The sequence below is a fragment of the Cupriavidus sp. FW306-1B-F12B genome (genome assembly GCF_058781795.1).
On sequence record NZ_JBYSXC010000004.1, the window covers coordinates 232,412 to 246,892 of the forward strand.

At 66.4% G+C, this 14,481-nt stretch carries 14 protein-coding genes and 1 pseudogene; 13 read left to right on the forward strand and 2 right to left on the reverse strand.

Features of this window, described 5'->3' with window-relative positions; genetic code table 11:
* Positions 1-70: 70 nt before the first annotated feature.
* The 6 genes from AC3WLE_RS09240 (at position 71) to AC3WLE_RS09265 (ending at position 5,895) form a co-directional block, all read left to right on the forward strand.
* Entirely contained in the window at positions 71-1,210 is a 1,140-nt protein-coding gene (locus tag AC3WLE_RS09240) for an acyl-CoA dehydrogenase family protein (RefSeq protein ID WP_492352138.1), read from the forward strand.
* A gap of 8 nt (positions 1,211-1,218) precedes the next feature.
* A complete protein-coding gene (locus AC3WLE_RS09245) occupies positions 1,219-2,364 on the forward strand; it encodes an acyl-CoA dehydrogenase family protein (RefSeq protein WP_492352137.1) in 1,146 nt (381 codons plus the stop codon).
* Entirely contained in the window at positions 2,357-3,139 is a 783-nt protein-coding gene (locus tag AC3WLE_RS09250) for an enoyl-CoA hydratase/isomerase family protein (RefSeq protein WP_492352136.1), read from the forward strand. The genes AC3WLE_RS09245 and AC3WLE_RS09250 overlap by 8 nt, the downstream gene beginning before the upstream one ends.
* Positions 3,140-3,184: 45 nt before the next feature.
* Positions 3,185-4,147 carry a tripartite tricarboxylate transporter substrate binding protein gene (locus AC3WLE_RS09255; RefSeq protein WP_492352135.1) on the forward strand — a complete coding sequence of 321 codons (963 nt, stop codon included), beginning with the start codon at positions 3,185-3,187 and terminating at the stop codon, positions 4,145-4,147.
* A gap of 279 nt (positions 4,148-4,426) precedes the next feature.
* Positions 4,427-5,035, forward strand: a complete 609-nt coding sequence (locus AC3WLE_RS09260; RefSeq protein WP_492352134.1) for a TetR/AcrR family transcriptional regulator — start codon at positions 4,427-4,429, stop codon at positions 5,033-5,035.
* 134 nt (positions 5,036-5,169) lie between these two features.
* A complete protein-coding gene (locus AC3WLE_RS09265) occupies positions 5,170-5,895 on the forward strand; it encodes an IclR family transcriptional regulator (protein ID WP_492352133.1) in 726 nt (241 codons plus the stop codon).
* 22 nt (positions 5,896-5,917) lie between these two features.
* On the opposite strand, the gene AC3WLE_RS09270 is transcribed toward AC3WLE_RS09265, so the two are convergent.
* Positions 5,918-6,820 carry an HpcH/HpaI aldolase/citrate lyase family protein gene (locus AC3WLE_RS09270; protein ID WP_492357093.1) on the reverse strand — a complete coding sequence of 301 codons (903 nt, stop codon included), beginning with the start codon at positions 6,818-6,820 and terminating at the stop codon, positions 5,918-5,920.
* Positions 6,821-7,070: 250 nt separating this feature from the next.
* Here AC3WLE_RS09270 and AC3WLE_RS09275 point away from each other — a divergent pair, with 250 nt between their 5' ends.
* The 7 genes from AC3WLE_RS09275 to AC3WLE_RS09305 all read left to right on the forward strand — a co-directional run bounded on the left by AC3WLE_RS09275 (position 7,071) and on the right by AC3WLE_RS09305 (position 14,059).
* Positions 7,071-8,441 carry an MmgE/PrpD family protein gene (locus tag AC3WLE_RS09275; RefSeq protein ID WP_492363567.1) on the forward strand — a complete coding sequence of 457 codons (1,371 nt, stop codon included), beginning with the start codon at positions 7,071-7,073 and terminating at the stop codon, positions 8,439-8,441.
* Positions 8,438-8,974, forward strand: coding sequence for a MaoC family dehydratase (locus AC3WLE_RS09280; protein WP_492352130.1), 537 nt, complete (start codon positions 8,438-8,440; stop codon positions 8,972-8,974). The genes AC3WLE_RS09275 and AC3WLE_RS09280 overlap by 4 nt, the downstream gene beginning before the upstream one ends.
* A 26-nt stretch (positions 8,975-9,000) precedes the next feature.
* A complete protein-coding gene (locus tag AC3WLE_RS09285) occupies positions 9,001-10,215 on the forward strand; it encodes an acyl-CoA dehydrogenase family protein (protein ID WP_492352129.1) in 1,215 nt (404 codons plus the stop codon).
* Complete coding sequence (locus AC3WLE_RS09290; protein ID WP_492352128.1) at positions 10,212-10,700, forward strand: MaoC family dehydratase; 489 nt, start codon at positions 10,212-10,214, stop codon at positions 10,698-10,700. The genes AC3WLE_RS09285 and AC3WLE_RS09290 overlap by 4 nt, the downstream gene beginning before the upstream one ends.
* A 14-nt stretch (positions 10,701-10,714) precedes the next feature.
* Positions 10,715-11,962, forward strand: coding sequence for a CaiB/BaiF CoA transferase family protein (locus tag AC3WLE_RS09295; RefSeq protein WP_492352127.1), 1,248 nt, complete (start codon positions 10,715-10,717; stop codon positions 11,960-11,962).
* A gap of 62 nt (positions 11,963-12,024) precedes the next feature.
* Positions 12,025-12,936, forward strand: a complete 912-nt coding sequence (locus AC3WLE_RS09300; protein ID WP_492352126.1) for an HpcH/HpaI aldolase/citrate lyase family protein — start codon at positions 12,025-12,027, stop codon at positions 12,934-12,936.
* Positions 12,937-13,021: 85 nt separating this feature from the next.
* Positions 13,022-14,059: a Bug family tripartite tricarboxylate transporter substrate binding protein gene (locus tag AC3WLE_RS09305; protein WP_492363568.1), complete on the forward strand. Its 1,038-nt coding sequence runs from the start codon at positions 13,022-13,024 to the stop codon at positions 14,057-14,059.
* Between the two features lie 88 nt (positions 14,060-14,147).
* Here AC3WLE_RS09305 and AC3WLE_RS09310 read toward each other — a convergent pair.
* Positions 14,148-14,438 (reverse strand): annotated as a pseudogene (locus AC3WLE_RS09310) (carboxymuconolactone decarboxylase family protein); the annotation flags it as partial.
* Between the last annotated feature and the right edge of the window lie 43 nt (positions 14,439-14,481).

The window sequence follows — 14,481 nt, forward strand, 5'->3', positions numbered from 1 at the left end:
TTATTACCTAGAGCAGATTCGTTGTATCCACTCTATAGTTTTGCTTGTCAGCAAGCAAGTAAGGATAAACATGGATACGTTGCACATCACGGTCGGGGACCTGCCACCCAAATGCGAGGCGCTCCGGCAGGAGGCACGAGCCTTTGCCAGGGAGCACATCACAAAGTATTCACGCGTCGAGCGGGCGCACAACTGGGCCGGCCGCGACCCGGATTTCTCCAGGAAGATGGGCGAAAAGGGGTGGCTCGGCATGACCTGGCCAACCGACATCGGCGGCGGCGGAAAGAGCATGCTGGAGCGCTATGTGATGCTGGAGGAACTGCTGGCCGTAGGTGCCCCGATGGGCGCGCACTGGGCCGCCGACCGCCAGATGGGGCCGCTGCTCATCCGCTACAGCCGCGACCAGCTTGCTCCCAAAATCATTCCGCAGATCCGCCGGGGCGAGGCCTTCATTTGCATCGGCATGAGCGAGCCGGACTCGGGCTCGGACCTCGCTTCCATCCGTACCCGCGGCACCAAGGTTGAAGGCGGCTGGAAGATCAACGGCCGCAAGGTGTGGACCTCGGGCGCGCACCATGCGCACTACATGGTGGCCCTGGTGCGCACCAGCGAACGTGGCGATGACCGCCACGCCGGCATGAGCCAGATCTTCATCGAGATGGACCGCCCCGGCGTGACGGTGCGGCCCATCGTCTCGCAACTCGGCACGCGCATCTTCAACGAGGTGATCCTCGACGATGTGTTCGTGCCCGATGACCACCTGGTGGGCGAGGAGGGCAAGGGCTGGAGCCAGGTGATCAATGAACTGAAGTACGAGCGATCGGGCGCGGAGCGCTTCCTGAGCAGCACGCAACTGCTGCTGGAGATGCTCGATGCGGCGCAGGCAGGCAACCGCCAGCAGGCCGTGGCCATCGGCAAGGTGATCGCGCGCTATGCCACCTTGCGCCAGATGTCGCAGGGCATCGCGCTGATGATGGCCGAGGGGCAGGACCCGTCGCTGGCCGCCTCCATCGTCAAGGACCAGGGGGCGCTGCTGGAGCAGTCGCTGCCCGACATTGCCTACGAGGTATTCCCCGACCGGCTGGGGGATGGAAGCGAGTTCGACCAGGTGCTGAACCTGGTGACGCTGGCGGCGCCATCGTTCTCGCTGCGAGGAGGGACGAGAGAGATTTTGCGCGGAATTATTGCGAAAGGACTGGGGCTGCGATGAGCGACAACATGATTGAAGAAACCGTCAAGCGACTGCTGGCCAACGAGGTGAGCCGCGAGCTGCTGACCGCTGTCGAGGCCGGTGAATTTGCCGGCGCACTGTGGCAAGCCATCGCCGACGCCGGCATGACCAAGATTCTCTGCCGCGAGGCGCATGGCGGCATCGAGGCCTCGTGGCCGGAAGCGTTGTCCCTGTTCTACCAGGTCGGCTATACCCAGGCGCCGGTGCCGCTGTCGCAGGCGGTGGTGGGGCAGTACCTGGCATCGCGCAGCGGGCTGGACCTGGCGGCCGACGGCGTGTTCGCGCTGGCCGCCGGCGCGCAGACGCGGGCACTGGCACTGACCGGCAATGAGGCGGGGACGCCCGCCACCCTCACCGGCACGATGACAGCGGTGAAGTGGGCGCGCCATGCCCATTGGCTGGTGGTGGAGGCGGCAGGCCACGTCTGCCTGGTGGATGCCAGGGGGACTGGCGTGCGGGTGGAGCCAAAGGCCGATGCCGCATCGCTGCCGGCCGACACGGTGGTGCTTGACCATGCCCCCGTGGCGCATGTGCTGCCTGCTGGCATTTCCGGGCTGAGCCGGCCGCTGGAAGTGTTCTACGCTGCCACCACCGCCGCGCAGCTGACCGGCGCGCTGGAATACGCGCTGGACCTGGCGGTGCAGTATGTGAAGGACCGCGTGCAGTTTGGCAAGCCCATCGGCAAGAACCAGGCTATCCAACAGCAGCTTGCCGTGCTGGCCGGCGAGGTGGCCTGCAGCTACGCGGCTGCGACCACGGCGCTGCGCGATCTGCCCGCCATGCAGGAGGACAGCGCGCCCCAGGCTGAATTCAGCGCCGCCGTAGCCAAGGTGACGGCCAGCGACGCGGTGCGCACGGGTGCCTCGATTGCGCACCAGGTGCATGGCGCCATTGGCTTTACCCACGAATACCCGCTGAACTTTGCCACCCGGCGCTTGTGGGCCTGGCGTGCCGAGGCCGGCAGCAGCACCGAATGGGCAGAGCGCCTCGGCCAGGCGTTCATCCAGGCAGGCTCGGATCAGTTCTGGCCGCACCTGACCGCGCGCACCCTGCCGTCGGCGGATGCCCCGGCAACGCCGGCTGACCCCCAAGCCCGACCCACGCATGCAGAAAGGACCGCCACCCATGTCTGAGACGCCGAACCAGGCCATCCTGACCAGCCGCGACGGCCATGTCGCCATCATCGAGCTGAACCGCCCGCCGCACAATTTCTTTGATGTGGAAATGATTGCCCGGATTGCCGACGAGCTGGACCGGCTGCAGGCCGACAAGACCTGCCGTGCGGTGCTGCTGCAGGCGGGCGGCAGCGCGTTCTGCGCGGGGGCGGATTTTTCGCGGCGCAATGGCGCTGAGGCGCCGCGTAGCGCCTCGCGCATTAATCCCATCTACCTGGAGGCACTGCGCATCTTCAGTTTCAGCAAGCCGATTGTGGCCGCCATCGAGGGCGCGGCCGTGGGTGGCGGCCTTGGCCTGGCGCTCGCGGCGGACTTCCGGGTGTCATGCGCAGAGGCCCGGTTCTCGGCCAACTTCAACCGGCTCGGGATTCACCCTGGCTTCGCGCTCTCGTACACCCTGCCTTCGCTGATCGGCAAGCAGATGGCGGCGTGGTTGCTGTACACCGGCGCCCGCGTGGATGGCGCCCGCGCCAGTGAGCTGGGGCTGGTGGACTTCATCGTCCCCAAGGCGGAGGTGCGCACCGCCGCGATGGCACTGGCCCGGGAAATGGCCACTTCATCGCCGCGTGCATTGCAGTCCACCCGCCAAACCTTGAAGGCGGACTCGCTCAGCCACATCCGCAATGCCATCTCGCGCGAGAGCGCGGAGCAGGCTACCCAGTTTGCGGGGCCGGACATGGCCGAGGGCGTGAAGGCCATGGTCGAAAGGCGGCTGCCAGTCTTTGAAGACTGAATCCGGCCAAGGCCAATCCATTTCGATATACAGGAGACAAGCACCATGCAACGGAGACAATTTGGCGCCACGCTGCTGGCTGGCGCGGCAGCGTTGGGTTTCCCCTACATCGCCCGGGCGCAGGGCAAGGTGATTCGCGTCATCGTGCCCTTCACGGCGGGCAGCGGCTCGGACGAGGGCGCGCGCTTTTACGCGGAGCTGATCTCCAAGGCGCTGGGACGCTCCATCGTGGTCGAGAACAAGCCGGGGGCCAGCGGCCTCATCGCCGTGCGCACTGTGCTGGCGGAACCGGCGGACGGCAACACCATCCTGCTGGGCAGCAACTCGCTGATCGCGGTGAACCCGGTGATGGTGAAGGACCTGGGCTACGACCCGTTCAAGGACCTGGTGCCGCTGCACGGCCTGGCGATCTCCGCCGCCGCCTTTGTGGCCGGCAACGACTCACCCTACAACAGCATTGCGGATGTGGTGGCCCGCTACAAGGCCACGGGCAACCCGATCTCGATCGGCAATTATTCCGAAGGCTATCGCCTGGTAGGCGAGTGGCTGGCGCAGGTAACGGGTATCAAGACCACGCCCGTGCCCTACAAGGGCGGAGCGCCCATGGTGACGGACCTGATCGGCAACCGGCTGGACATCGCCCTTAACGACATCACCGGCATCGCCCCCATGGAAAAGGCCAAGAAGCTCCGCGTGCTCGCCATCACCGGCGGGGCGCGCGACAAGCTGTTGCCGAATGCCCCGACGATGAAGGAACTGGGCTACACGGACTTTGAATCCTACGTGTGGTCGTCCTTCTCGATGAAGGCCGGCACCGCGCAGGACAAGCTCAAGGCGCTTGCCGCAGCGATTTCCGCCGCGCAAGGGACCGAGGCGGCAAAGGCATACCAGTCCAAGCGCGCGGGTACTTTTTTGAACAAGGCGCTCGGCGAATTGGGGGAATTCCAGCGTGCGGAATACCTGCGCTTCAAGCGTGTGGCGGAAAAAGCCAATATCCGGCCGAGTTGAGCGCCTGGCCTTACTGCTGCGCCGGAAACTGCGCACGCAGGGGCTTGTGTCGACGCAGTTCTGGAACGTGGCCCTTTCGCTTCGGTACAATTTGAGCTGCCGTGCAGCTCCGCGTGAATGGATCCAAACCCTGTTCAACGCAAGCCACAACGGCGCCATGGACCATTACCACTGCTTCGAGACATAGCCGGCCGATCCGTGCATCGGTCGGCGAGCCCGCGCCAGGCGCAGCCCCGGACCATGCGGGGCGGGCCGCGGGCGACAAAACGTTCACTACCTATGAAACAGCAAACCAGTCGCACCCAGGAGCAACGGCGTGAGGAGTCTGTCAGCCGTATGGTGCAGGCCGCTATCGAGCTGATTTCTGAAAAAGGCCTCGCCGGGCTGACGATGAATGAAGTCGGCACCAAGGCGGGCTATAGCCGCGGCCTGGCGCACAATCACTTCGGCTCCAAGGAAAAGCTGCTGGAGGAATGCCTGGAACAGCTCTCGCGTGAATTCAATGCCCAGCGCAAGAAGGATGGCAGCGATACCCGCGGCATTCACGGCATCTATTCGCTGGTGGACGCCTACACCCAGCGGCCGGAAAACGCGGTCAACAGTATCCGTGCGATGTTTTTCATCGTGCTTGACTCGTCCGTTGCCGACTCGCCGCTGCACGGCTTTGTCCACGACTACAACGAAAAGAACATGGCCTACGTCGAGTACAAGCTCAACGAGGCGAAAACCCTTGGGCAGATCCGGGCGGACGTGGACGCAAAATCCGCGGCCTTCATCCTGATGAGCCTGCTGCGCGGTATCTCCGTGCACCGCCTGAACCGGGCCTCCATGGACCCTGCAGCCGTGAAGGCGGAAATCCTGCGGATGATCGGGGAGTGGCTGGTGTAGAAGAACCATCGCCATGGCGATGTTGAGGGTGGGCTGAAAGGCAAGCACTTGGGAGACGCCGGCCGGTCCGAAGCATGGCAAAGACAGCGCCGGAGACGCGCGCGGGCCAGGGAGGGACTGCTATGGACAGCGGCATGGTCAAGTCGGCAAATCGGGTGTTCGATCTGCTGGAGTTGTTCGAGCGGGTGCGCCGGCCGCTGCGCGTCGGCGAGATCGCCGAGCGCCTCGGCATCCCGCAGTCCAGTGTCTCGATGCTGCTGCGGACCATGGTGGCGCGCGGCTACATGGAGTTCGACGCTCAGATGCGAACCTATTGCCCGTCGGTCCGCGTCGCGTTCCTGTGCGGGTGGACCACGAGAATGCACGGTACCGGCGCCTCGGTCCACGACGCCCTGCGCCGGCTTTCGAGCGAGACCGGCGAGACGGTGCTGCTGGGCCGCCAGAGCGGCAATATGCTGCAATACCTGTCCGTCATCGAATCCAGTCATGCTTTGCGCCTGTCGGTATCGTCGGGCACCATCCGGCCGATGCATCGCACCGCGATCGGCATCATGCTGATGAGCCGGATGGAAGACGAACAGATCGGGCGGCTGCTGCGCCGCTACAGCGCCGAGGTGGCCCCGGGCGAGCCGCCGGTACGCACTGACGAGATCATGCGCGAGGTGGAGCAGGCGCGCCGGCAAGGCTACTACGAGTCGGCCAGCCTGGCGTCGCCGGGGGCCGGTGTGATCGCCACGCTGGTGGCCACGCCGATACGCGGCCAGTGGCTCGGCATCGGCACCGGCGGCCCGGTAGCGCGTTTGCACGCACGCCGCAAGAAGTTGCTGGCCGCCGTGCTGGCGGTAGCGCAGGACTGCTGAACGCCGCCGCGGCGGCGCGAAATCAGCGGCCGGGCCGTTCCCTGCGCGCCCGGACGGCATCGAGCCGCGCCAGCAGGCGCGTGGCCTGCGCCAGGTGCAGGCGCTCGACCATGCGCCCCGCCAGATTGATCACACCCGCCGCGGCATGCTCGGGCCGCGCGAAGGCCGCGACGATCGCCTGCGCCTCGGCGATGGCGGCATCCGACGGCGTGAACGCCGCGTTGGCCGGATCCACCTGCGACGGATGGATCAGCGTCTTGCCGTCAAAGCCCATCCTGCACGACTGCAGCACTTCATTGTCGAAGCCGGCGCGATCGCCGAAGTCATTCCATACACCGTCGAGCACGTCCGTGCCATAGCGCTTTGACGCCAGCACCACCGACATCAGCCAGGGAAGCAGATACGCACGGTTGTCGCCCGGATACACGCCGGTCTCCTTGGCGAGATCGTTGGTGCCCACGACCAGGCAGTCGAGCTGCACCTGCCGGCGCTGGCCGGCTTGCAGGATGCCATCGAGGTGATGGATCGCGGAAGCCGTTTCGATCATGGCCCACAGCTTGGGGGCAGCGCCATTGGCAATGGCGTCGATCGCCTCGGCAAAGCGTTCCAGGTCTGCACCGGTGTCGACTTTCGGCAGCAGGATCGCATCGGCCCCGCAGGCGGCGGCAGCGCGCAGGTCGGCATCGAATTCGGCGGTTCCCAGCGCATTGACCCGGATCACAGTCTCATGCGCCGCAAACGGCTGCGTGGCAAAGGCGCTGGCCAGGTTGTCCCTGGCCTGGCCTTTCATGGCCGGCGCCACGGCGTCCTCCAGGTCGAACACGATGACGTCGCAGGGCAGGTTGCGGGCCTTCTCGATGGCGCGGGTATTGGTCGCGGGCACATACAGCACGGAGCGGCGGGGCTCGGTCTTGTTCATGGTCATGAGATATAGCGTCGCCGGTGGCGACGTGGACGTGAAGCGTTGAGGGCAGTGTGGCCATGGCGCGGCGCCGTGCGCCGCGAATGGCCGCGGACAAGAGTTTCGATCCCGCACGCACCGGCTTCCATCACATATGTGATCGATGCCCCGGCGTCGGCATCCATCACATATGTGATGCCGGGCCCGTCGGCGTTCGCCAATACTCGCTCCATCGACAACAACACGGCGCCGGCCAACGCGGCGATGCTTCCGAGTGGAACCTGACCATACCATCGACAAGACAGCGGACAGCACCGGCTTCACCCGGGCGCTGGCCGGCTGGATCAGCACGGTCGACGATGCCGAGCTCGGCGCGCCGGCTTTCGCCTGGGCACGGCACGCCATGCTCGACTGGATCGCCGTTACCCTCGCCGCCGCCCGCGAGCCGCTGGTCGAAATGCTCGTCGCCGAATATGCCGGCTCGCGCGATTTGCCGTGCGCGCTGGTGGGCAGCCCGTTGCGCGCCGATCCGGCGCAGGCCGCGCTGATCAATGGCGCTGCCGGCCACGCTCTCGACTTTGACGACGTCGCCTCGGCGATGCACGGCCATCCGACCGTGCCCGTGGCACCTGCCGCACTGGCGGTGGCGCAGGCCGCCGGCGCCAGCGGCAAGGACCTGCTGCGCGCGCTGATACTGGGGCATGAAGTCGAAAGCCGGGTCGGAGAAGTGGTTGGCGCCGAGCAGTATCGCCTCGGGCTGCACCCGACCGGCACCACCGGCACGCTGGGCGCCGCCGCTGCCTGTGCGCGGCTGGGTGGACTCGACCCGGAGGGCACGGCCCACGCGCTCGGGCTCGCCGCGACGCAGGCAGCCGGGCTCAAATGCATGTTCGGCACCATGGCCAAGCCGCTGCATGCAGGCAAGGCCGCCATGAATGGCGTGATGGCGGCCCGCCTGGCGGCGCGCGGGTTCACTGCCAACGCCAGCGGCATCGAGTGCGAGCAGGGCTTTGGCCGCACCCAGGCGCCCGCTGCGCCGGCGTTCCCGGCCACCTTCGAGCGCCGCGCAGGCATGGCGATCGAACGCACCCTGTTCAAGTTCCATGCGTCCTGCTACCTGACGCACTCCACCATTGAAGCCGTGCGCCAGGCTTGCCGTGAGCACCGTATCGACCTCGATGCGCTCGAGTCGATGACCATCTTCGTGTCGGGTGCGCATCGTGGCGTGTGCGATATCGCCAACCCGCAGACCGGCCTGGAGATCAAGTTCGCGATCCAGCATCTTGCGGCGCTGGCGATGGACGGTGCGCCCACTGCGTCGCTCGCCCTGTATTCGCCCGAGACCGCGCTCGCCCCACGCTATGTCAGGGCGCGGCAGCGGACCGCCCTGCAGGTGGTGCCCGGCCCGGACCGCAACGCCGCCACGGTCGAGATCCTGACGCGCGACGGCCGCACGCTGCGCGCGCAGGCCAATGTCGCGGTGCCGGCCGCGGACCTTGCCATGCAGTGGCGGCGCCTGGTCGACAAGGCGCAGGCCATCGTCGTGGCGCGCATCGGCGCGGCCAAGTTCGCGAAGCTGGTGTCGGTGGTCGACACGCTGGACCAGCTTCCTTCCGTCGAACCTTTGTTTGAGGCAATTCAATGACATCCACCCATCCCGCCATCGAGCGCGCTCCCGAGATCCCCGCCGATCCGGTCGTCGCCCGCCTGAAAGCAGAAGCCCGGCTGCGCGCCCGCGGCAACCGCTACGAGGATTTCGAGCCGGGCCGGCGCTTCGACCATCACTGGGGCCGTACCGTCACCGCGTCGGACAACACCATGTTCTCGGTGCTGACGCTGCACTACAACCCGCAATACACCAACGAGGCGGTGGCGCAGGCCAACGGCCACGCGGGCGTGCCGGTCAATCCGCTGCTGGTGTTCAACACCGTGTTCGGCCTGTCGGTGGAAGACCTGTCCGAGGGCGGCGGCCCCTTTCTCGGGGTCGACGAGCTGGCCTATCTGCGGCCGGTCTACCCCGGCGAGACGCTCTATGCCAGCTCCGTCGTGGTGTCGCGCAGGCCGGCCAGCAACCGCCCCGGCTACGGCATCGTCACGTGGCACACGCATGGCACCAATCAGCAGGGCGATGTAGTGATCGAGTTCAAGCGTACCAATCTGGTCAGGATGAGGGGATAAGCATGTCAGGAGACGGTCTGGGTTACATGACGGAAGCGCGTTGCATGATCCGCGATGCGGCGCGCGATTTCACGATGAAAGAGGTGCTGCCGGTTGCCAACGCGCTGGACGGCCCGGATGCGGAGATCCCGATGTCGCTGCGCGACAAGATGGCCGAGATGGGCTACTTCGGCATCACGATCCCGGAGGAGTACGGCGGCCTGGGCCTTGGCATTTTCGAGTATTGCCTGATCTGCGAGCAGCTGTCGCGCGGCTGGATGTCGGTGGCCTCGATCGTGGCCCGTGCGCAGGGCGGCTGGATCATGAAATCGATGCCCGAGGACATGCGGCGCGAATACTTGCCGCGCGTGGTTCGTGGCGACTTCCTCAATGCCAGCGCGCTGTCCGAGCCGGATACCGGTTCCGACCTGGCGTCGATCTCGTGCCGCGCCGTGCTGGATGGCGATGAGTGGGTGCTGACCGGCAACAAGTACTGGTGCACCTTTGCCGACGGCGCCGACTACCTGATCCTGTTCGCGCGCACCTCGGCGCCGCCATCGCCCGACAAGCGCTGGGAAGGCATTTCGTGCTTCATGATCGAGAAGCAGCGGGGCGGCTTCCCCGCTGGCATGACCGGCTCGCCGATCCCCAAGATCGGGTATTTCGGCTGGAAGACCTTCGAGCTGGCGCTCGACGGCGTGCGCGTGCCGAAGCGCAACCTGATGGGTCCGGAAGGCAAGGCCTTCCTGCTGATGGCCAAGGGCCTGGAGGGCGCCCGCGCGCATACCGCCGCACGGGCGATCGGCCTGGCGCAGGGCGCGCTGGAAGACGCGATCGCCTATTCACTGGAGCGGCGCCAGTTCGGCATGCCGATCGCCGAATACCAGGCGATCCGCTTCAAGATCGCGACCATGGCCACCGAGATCGAGGCCGCGCGTCAATTGCTCTACTTCGTCTGCAACGAGATCGACAGCGGGCGCCGCTGCGACAAGGAGGCGTCGATGGTGAAGTACTTCGCCTCGGAGATGGCCGAGCGCGTGACCTCGTCGGCGCTGCAGATCTTCGGCGGCGCGGGCTATACCAGGCTGTTCCCGGTGGAGCGCTACTGGCGCGACGCGCGCCTCACCAAGATTTTCGAAGGCACTTCCGAGATCCAGCAACGCATCATCGCCAACAGCCTGCTTGGCAAGTCCGAGGTCGAGGGCATGATCGCCAGCCGCGCGTTCGGCGGGCAGGTCCGACAGTCGAAGGAGGCGGCATGAAGCTCTGCGCACTCACCAGCCCCGACGGATACTTCGAGCACTTCGAAGCGGGCATGCTGATCCGCCATGCGCGCGGCAAGACCGTGACCGAGATGGACAACGTCATGCTGACCAACATGGTCATGAATACGGCCGAAGGGCACTTCAACGAAGACGCCATGCGGCGTGCCGCCGGCGGCATCTTCGCGCAGCGCGTGGTCTTTGGCGGGATCAACCTGTCGATGGTGCTCGGGCTTGCGGCGCAGGACACTGCCGAGCAATGCCTGCGCGAACTGACGCTGGACAAGATCCGCCTGTCGCATCCGGTCTTCCACGGCGATACGCTCTACGCCTTCACCGAGGTGCTGGGCAAGGAGGACGGCGACCGCGAGGATGCCGGCATCGTCCGCTTCCGGCACTACGGCGTGAACCAGGACGACAAGCTGTGCGTGCAAGCGGAGCGCACCGCGCTGATCAAGCGCGAGAGCCACTGGGGCGGGCGATGAGCGCAGAGGGGAGCATGGATGGCCATGCAGATGGCCGCCCCAAGGGCGCGCTCGACGGCATGGTGGTACTCGACCTGACCCAGATGCTGGCGGGCCCCTATTGCTCGATGATGCTCGCCGACCAGGGCGCGCGCGTGATCAAGATCGAGCCGCCCGGGGGCGACCAGACCCGACGCAACGGCCCGCACCTCGAGGGCGCGTTGCGGATGGAGTCCGGCGGGTTTGGCGGCTACTTCGGCTCGATCAACCGCAACAAGGAATCGCTGGTGCTGGACCTGAAGCAGTCCGCCGGGCGCGAGACCCTGTTGCGGCTCGTGCGCAGCGCCGACGTGCTGGTCGAGAACTACCGCGCCGGCGTGATGGAGCGCTTCGGGCTGGGCTATGAACGGCTCGCCGAGGAGAACCCCAGGCTGGTGTACGCGGCGCTGCGCGGCTTCGGCGACCCGCGCAGCGGCGAGAGCGCCTACGCGGGCTGGCCCGCCTACGATCCCGTCGCGCAGGCAATGGGCGGCATCATGGGGATCACCGGCCCGCAGCGCGGCGGCGCGCCGACCAAGATCGGCCCGGGCGTTGGCGACATCGTGCCGGCCATGTTCCTGGCCTACGGCATCGCAGCGGCGTGCTGGCACGCCCAGCGCACCGGCCGTGGCCAGTTCGTGGATGTGGCCATGGTCGATGCCGTGCTGGCGGTGTGCGAACGCATGGTGTTCCAGTACAGCGCCTCGGCGCAGGCGCCGGGACCCGAGGGCAACGGGCATCCGCTGCTCTGCCCGTTCGGGCTTTTTCCGGCCAGTGACGGCTTTATCAGCCTTGGGGTGCCGAACGACCGCTTCTGGCGGCTGCTGGTGGAGCGGATGGGCAATCCGCCATGGGCCGGCGATGCGCGCTTTGCCACCAACGAATCGCGCGTGCGGCACCGGGCCGAGGTGGAGCAGGCGGTCGCCGCCTGGACGGTGCGCCACACCAAGCGCGCGCTTGCCGAGATGCTGGGCGGCGAGGTGCCGTTCGGCCCGGTATTCGATGCCGCAGACATCTTCGACGATCCGCATTTCCGCATCCGCGGGATGCTGGTCGAAGCCGAGCAGCCAGGCGCAGCGCGCGGACTGACCATCGCCGGCAGTCCGGTGCGCATGAGCGCCACGCCCGGAGGCGTACGGCATCGGGCCCCCATGACCGGCGAGCACACCGACCGCACCCTGGCCGACCTCGGCTTCGATGCCGGCGAGATCGCCGCGCTGCGCGCGGACGGCGTGGTGCAGTAGGCGGTGGCGCCACGCCGTGACGACTACAGACAACACTAGTACAACAAGCAGGAGACAACATCATGCAGGAAAAAGCCAAGCGGCTGCGCCGCTGCCAGCTGTCCGTGCCGGGCTCGAGCGAGAAGATGATGGCCAAGGCCGCGGGCATGGGCGTGGACTTCATCTTCCTTGACCTGGAAGACGCGGTGGCACCCAGCGAAAAGCGCCCGGCACGGCGCAAGATCGTCGACGCCCTCAACGGGCTGGACTGGGGACGCACCACGCGCTGCGTGCGCATCAACGACCTGACCACCGAGTACGCGTACGAGGACATCATCGAAGTGGTGGAGGGTGCCGGCCGCAATCTCGATGTCATCATGCTGCCGAAGGCCATGTCGGCGGCGGATGTGCAGTTTGTCGACAAGCTGTTGTCGATGATGGAGAAGAAGCTTGGCCTGCGCCACCGCATCGGCATCGACGTGCTGATCGAAGAGGTGGAGGCAATGATGAACGTCGAGGCCATTGCCGCGTCGACGCCGCGGCTGGAATGCCTGATCTTCGGCATGGGCGACTACTCGGCCAGCCAGGGCGTATCCATGCGCGACATTGGCGGCAGCGGCGGCTATCCGGGCGACATCTGGCACTACCAGCGCCAGCGCCTGACGATTGCCGCGCGCGCGCACCGGCTCGACGCCGTCGATGGCCCGTTCGCCGACTTCCGCAGCCCCGACGCGTTCCGCGAGGAAGCGCGCCGCGCCATGATTCTAGGCATGGTCGGCAAGTGGGCCATCCATCCGTCGCAAGTCGAACTCGCGCAGGACGTCTTCTCGCCGACCGCCGCCGATGTGGCGCGTGCCCGCGACATGATCCGTGCCTATGACGAAGCCCTGTCGCAAGGACTGGGCGCCGTCCAGTACGAGGGCAAGATGATCGACATCGCCTCGGTCCGCATCGTCAGGAACCTGGTACAGCGGGCCGACCAGATCGGCATGTAGCGGCATGTAGCGGCATGCCGCGCCGGCCACCCGGGTGTCCGCGAGCCATCGCGGGCGCAGGCTTGAAGCATTCCGGAGAATACCCATGCGTTCTTCTTTTCGTCCGGGCAACGACTTGCCCGTGGATACCATCGACCTTCGCCGGCGTCGGGTGCTCGGCGCAGCGGCGGGAGCTGCTGCATTGCCCTGGCTGCTGCCACGCCATGCGCTTGCCAGCGACTGGCCCTCGCGCCCGATCCGGATCATCGCGGCGCAGGCGCCGGGCTCTTCCAACGACAGCACCGCGCGTGCATTCGCGGAGTTTTTCTCCACCAGGCTGAAGGTGCCGGTGGTGGTGGAAAACAAGCCCGGCGGCATCGGCATGATTGCCGCCGAGGCGGTGGCGCGCGCCAAGCCAGACGGGAGCACGCTGCTGTGCACCTTGCACAGCCAGCTGGCGCAGGCGCCAGTGTTGCTGAAAAAGCCGCCCATCGATCCGTCGCGCGACCTCACGCCGGTGGCGTCGATCAGTACCGGCGTCGGCGTGATGGTGGCGACCAAGGGGCTGCCGGCCAACACCTTCAAGGAATTGCTCGCCCTCGCGCACAAGCGGCCGGTCAGCGTCGGCAACTACGGCATCGGCTCGGGCTGGCAGCTGATGGTGGCCCAGCTGAAGAAGCTGACCGGAGCGCAGTTCGACATCATCAACTACCAGGGCACCGGTGCCATGATCGGCGACCTGCTGGCTGGCCATATCGATATCGGCGCCGGCTCGCTGCTCGGGATGTCCGGCGGGCTGGCTTCCGGCGGATTGAAGCCGTTGCTGCTGATCTCCGGGTTGCGGAGCGCGAAATTGCCCGGGATACCGACGTGGGCGGACGAGGGCATATCCGACCCGGTCTTTGCCAACCTGGCCGAATGCAATATGCTGCTGGGCCCCGCGGGGCTGCCAGCCGGCATCGTCAACAGCCTGGCCACGCTGGTGCGGCAGTCGGTCACGGAAACGGCGGCGGTCAGGAATGTGCGGGAGCAGCTTGGCAGCCAGGACACGCCATTGACCGGCGAAGCCCTGCAGCGCTTCATCGCGCGCACGTGGCAGACCTACCAGGCCATGACCAGGACGGTAGGGCTCAAAATGGAATGAGTAGGCTGCGAACCGCAGCGAAGTGGTGATGTCGTGCCTCAAAAAGGGAAACGCGCCTTAAGGCGCGCTTCTCAACTGCCTTGACCCCTCATCCGAGGGACGACAAGCACCAGTCTTTCGCGGCCAGTGCGGATTCGGGGGCGCGCCGGAAGCTGATGGCGAGCCGGTTATAGGCGTTCATCAGGCTGATAGCCATCGTGAGGTCAGCGAGCTCTTTCTCATTGAACGCCGCGGCCGCGACTTGGAATTCCGTCTCGGGCACGTGTGTGTCCGCCACCAGGGTGACCGACTCGGCCCATGCGAGTGCGGCCTTTTCACGGTGAGTGAACAACGGCCCCGCTTCACGCCAGGCTTGCACGAGCGCAAGCTTCTCGGGCGTATTGAAACTGTTGTGCCCATGCGGTAGCGAATGTCCTGCTCAT

Bases quoted from the DNA above. Each gene is read 5' to 3' on its own strand.
- AC3WLE_RS09240 (WP_492352138.1), top strand. From the start codon at position 71: ATGGATACGTTGCACATCACGGTCGGGGACCTGCCACCCAAATGCGAG.
- AC3WLE_RS09245 (WP_492352137.1), top strand. From the start codon at position 1,219: ATGATTGAAGAAACCGTCAAGCGACTGCTGGCCAACGAGGTGAGCCGC.
- AC3WLE_RS09250 (WP_492352136.1), top strand. From the start codon at position 2,357: ATGTCTGAGACGCCGAACCAGGCCATCCTGACCAGCCGCGACGGCCAT.
- AC3WLE_RS09255 (WP_492352135.1), top strand. From the start codon at position 3,185: ATGCAACGGAGACAATTTGGCGCCACGCTGCTGGCTGGCGCGGCAGCG.
- AC3WLE_RS09260 (WP_492352134.1), top strand. From the start codon at position 4,427: ATGAAACAGCAAACCAGTCGCACCCAGGAGCAACGGCGTGAGGAGTCT.
- AC3WLE_RS09265 (WP_492352133.1), top strand. From the start codon at position 5,170: ATGGTCAAGTCGGCAAATCGGGTGTTCGATCTGCTGGAGTTGTTCGAG.
- AC3WLE_RS09270 (WP_492357093.1), bottom strand. From the start codon at position 6,820: ATGACCATGAACAAGACCGAGCCCCGCCGCTCCGTGCTGTATGTGCCC.
- AC3WLE_RS09280 (WP_492352130.1), top strand. From the start codon at position 8,438: ATGACATCCACCCATCCCGCCATCGAGCGCGCTCCCGAGATCCCCGCC.
- AC3WLE_RS09285 (WP_492352129.1), top strand. From the start codon at position 9,001: ATGACGGAAGCGCGTTGCATGATCCGCGATGCGGCGCGCGATTTCACG.
- AC3WLE_RS09290 (WP_492352128.1), top strand. From the start codon at position 10,212: ATGAAGCTCTGCGCACTCACCAGCCCCGACGGATACTTCGAGCACTTC.
- AC3WLE_RS09295 (WP_492352127.1), top strand. From the start codon at position 10,715: ATGGATGGCCATGCAGATGGCCGCCCCAAGGGCGCGCTCGACGGCATG.
- AC3WLE_RS09300 (WP_492352126.1), top strand. From the start codon at position 12,025: ATGCAGGAAAAAGCCAAGCGGCTGCGCCGCTGCCAGCTGTCCGTGCCG.
- AC3WLE_RS09305 (WP_492363568.1), top strand. From the start codon at position 13,022: ATGCGTTCTTCTTTTCGTCCGGGCAACGACTTGCCCGTGGATACCATC.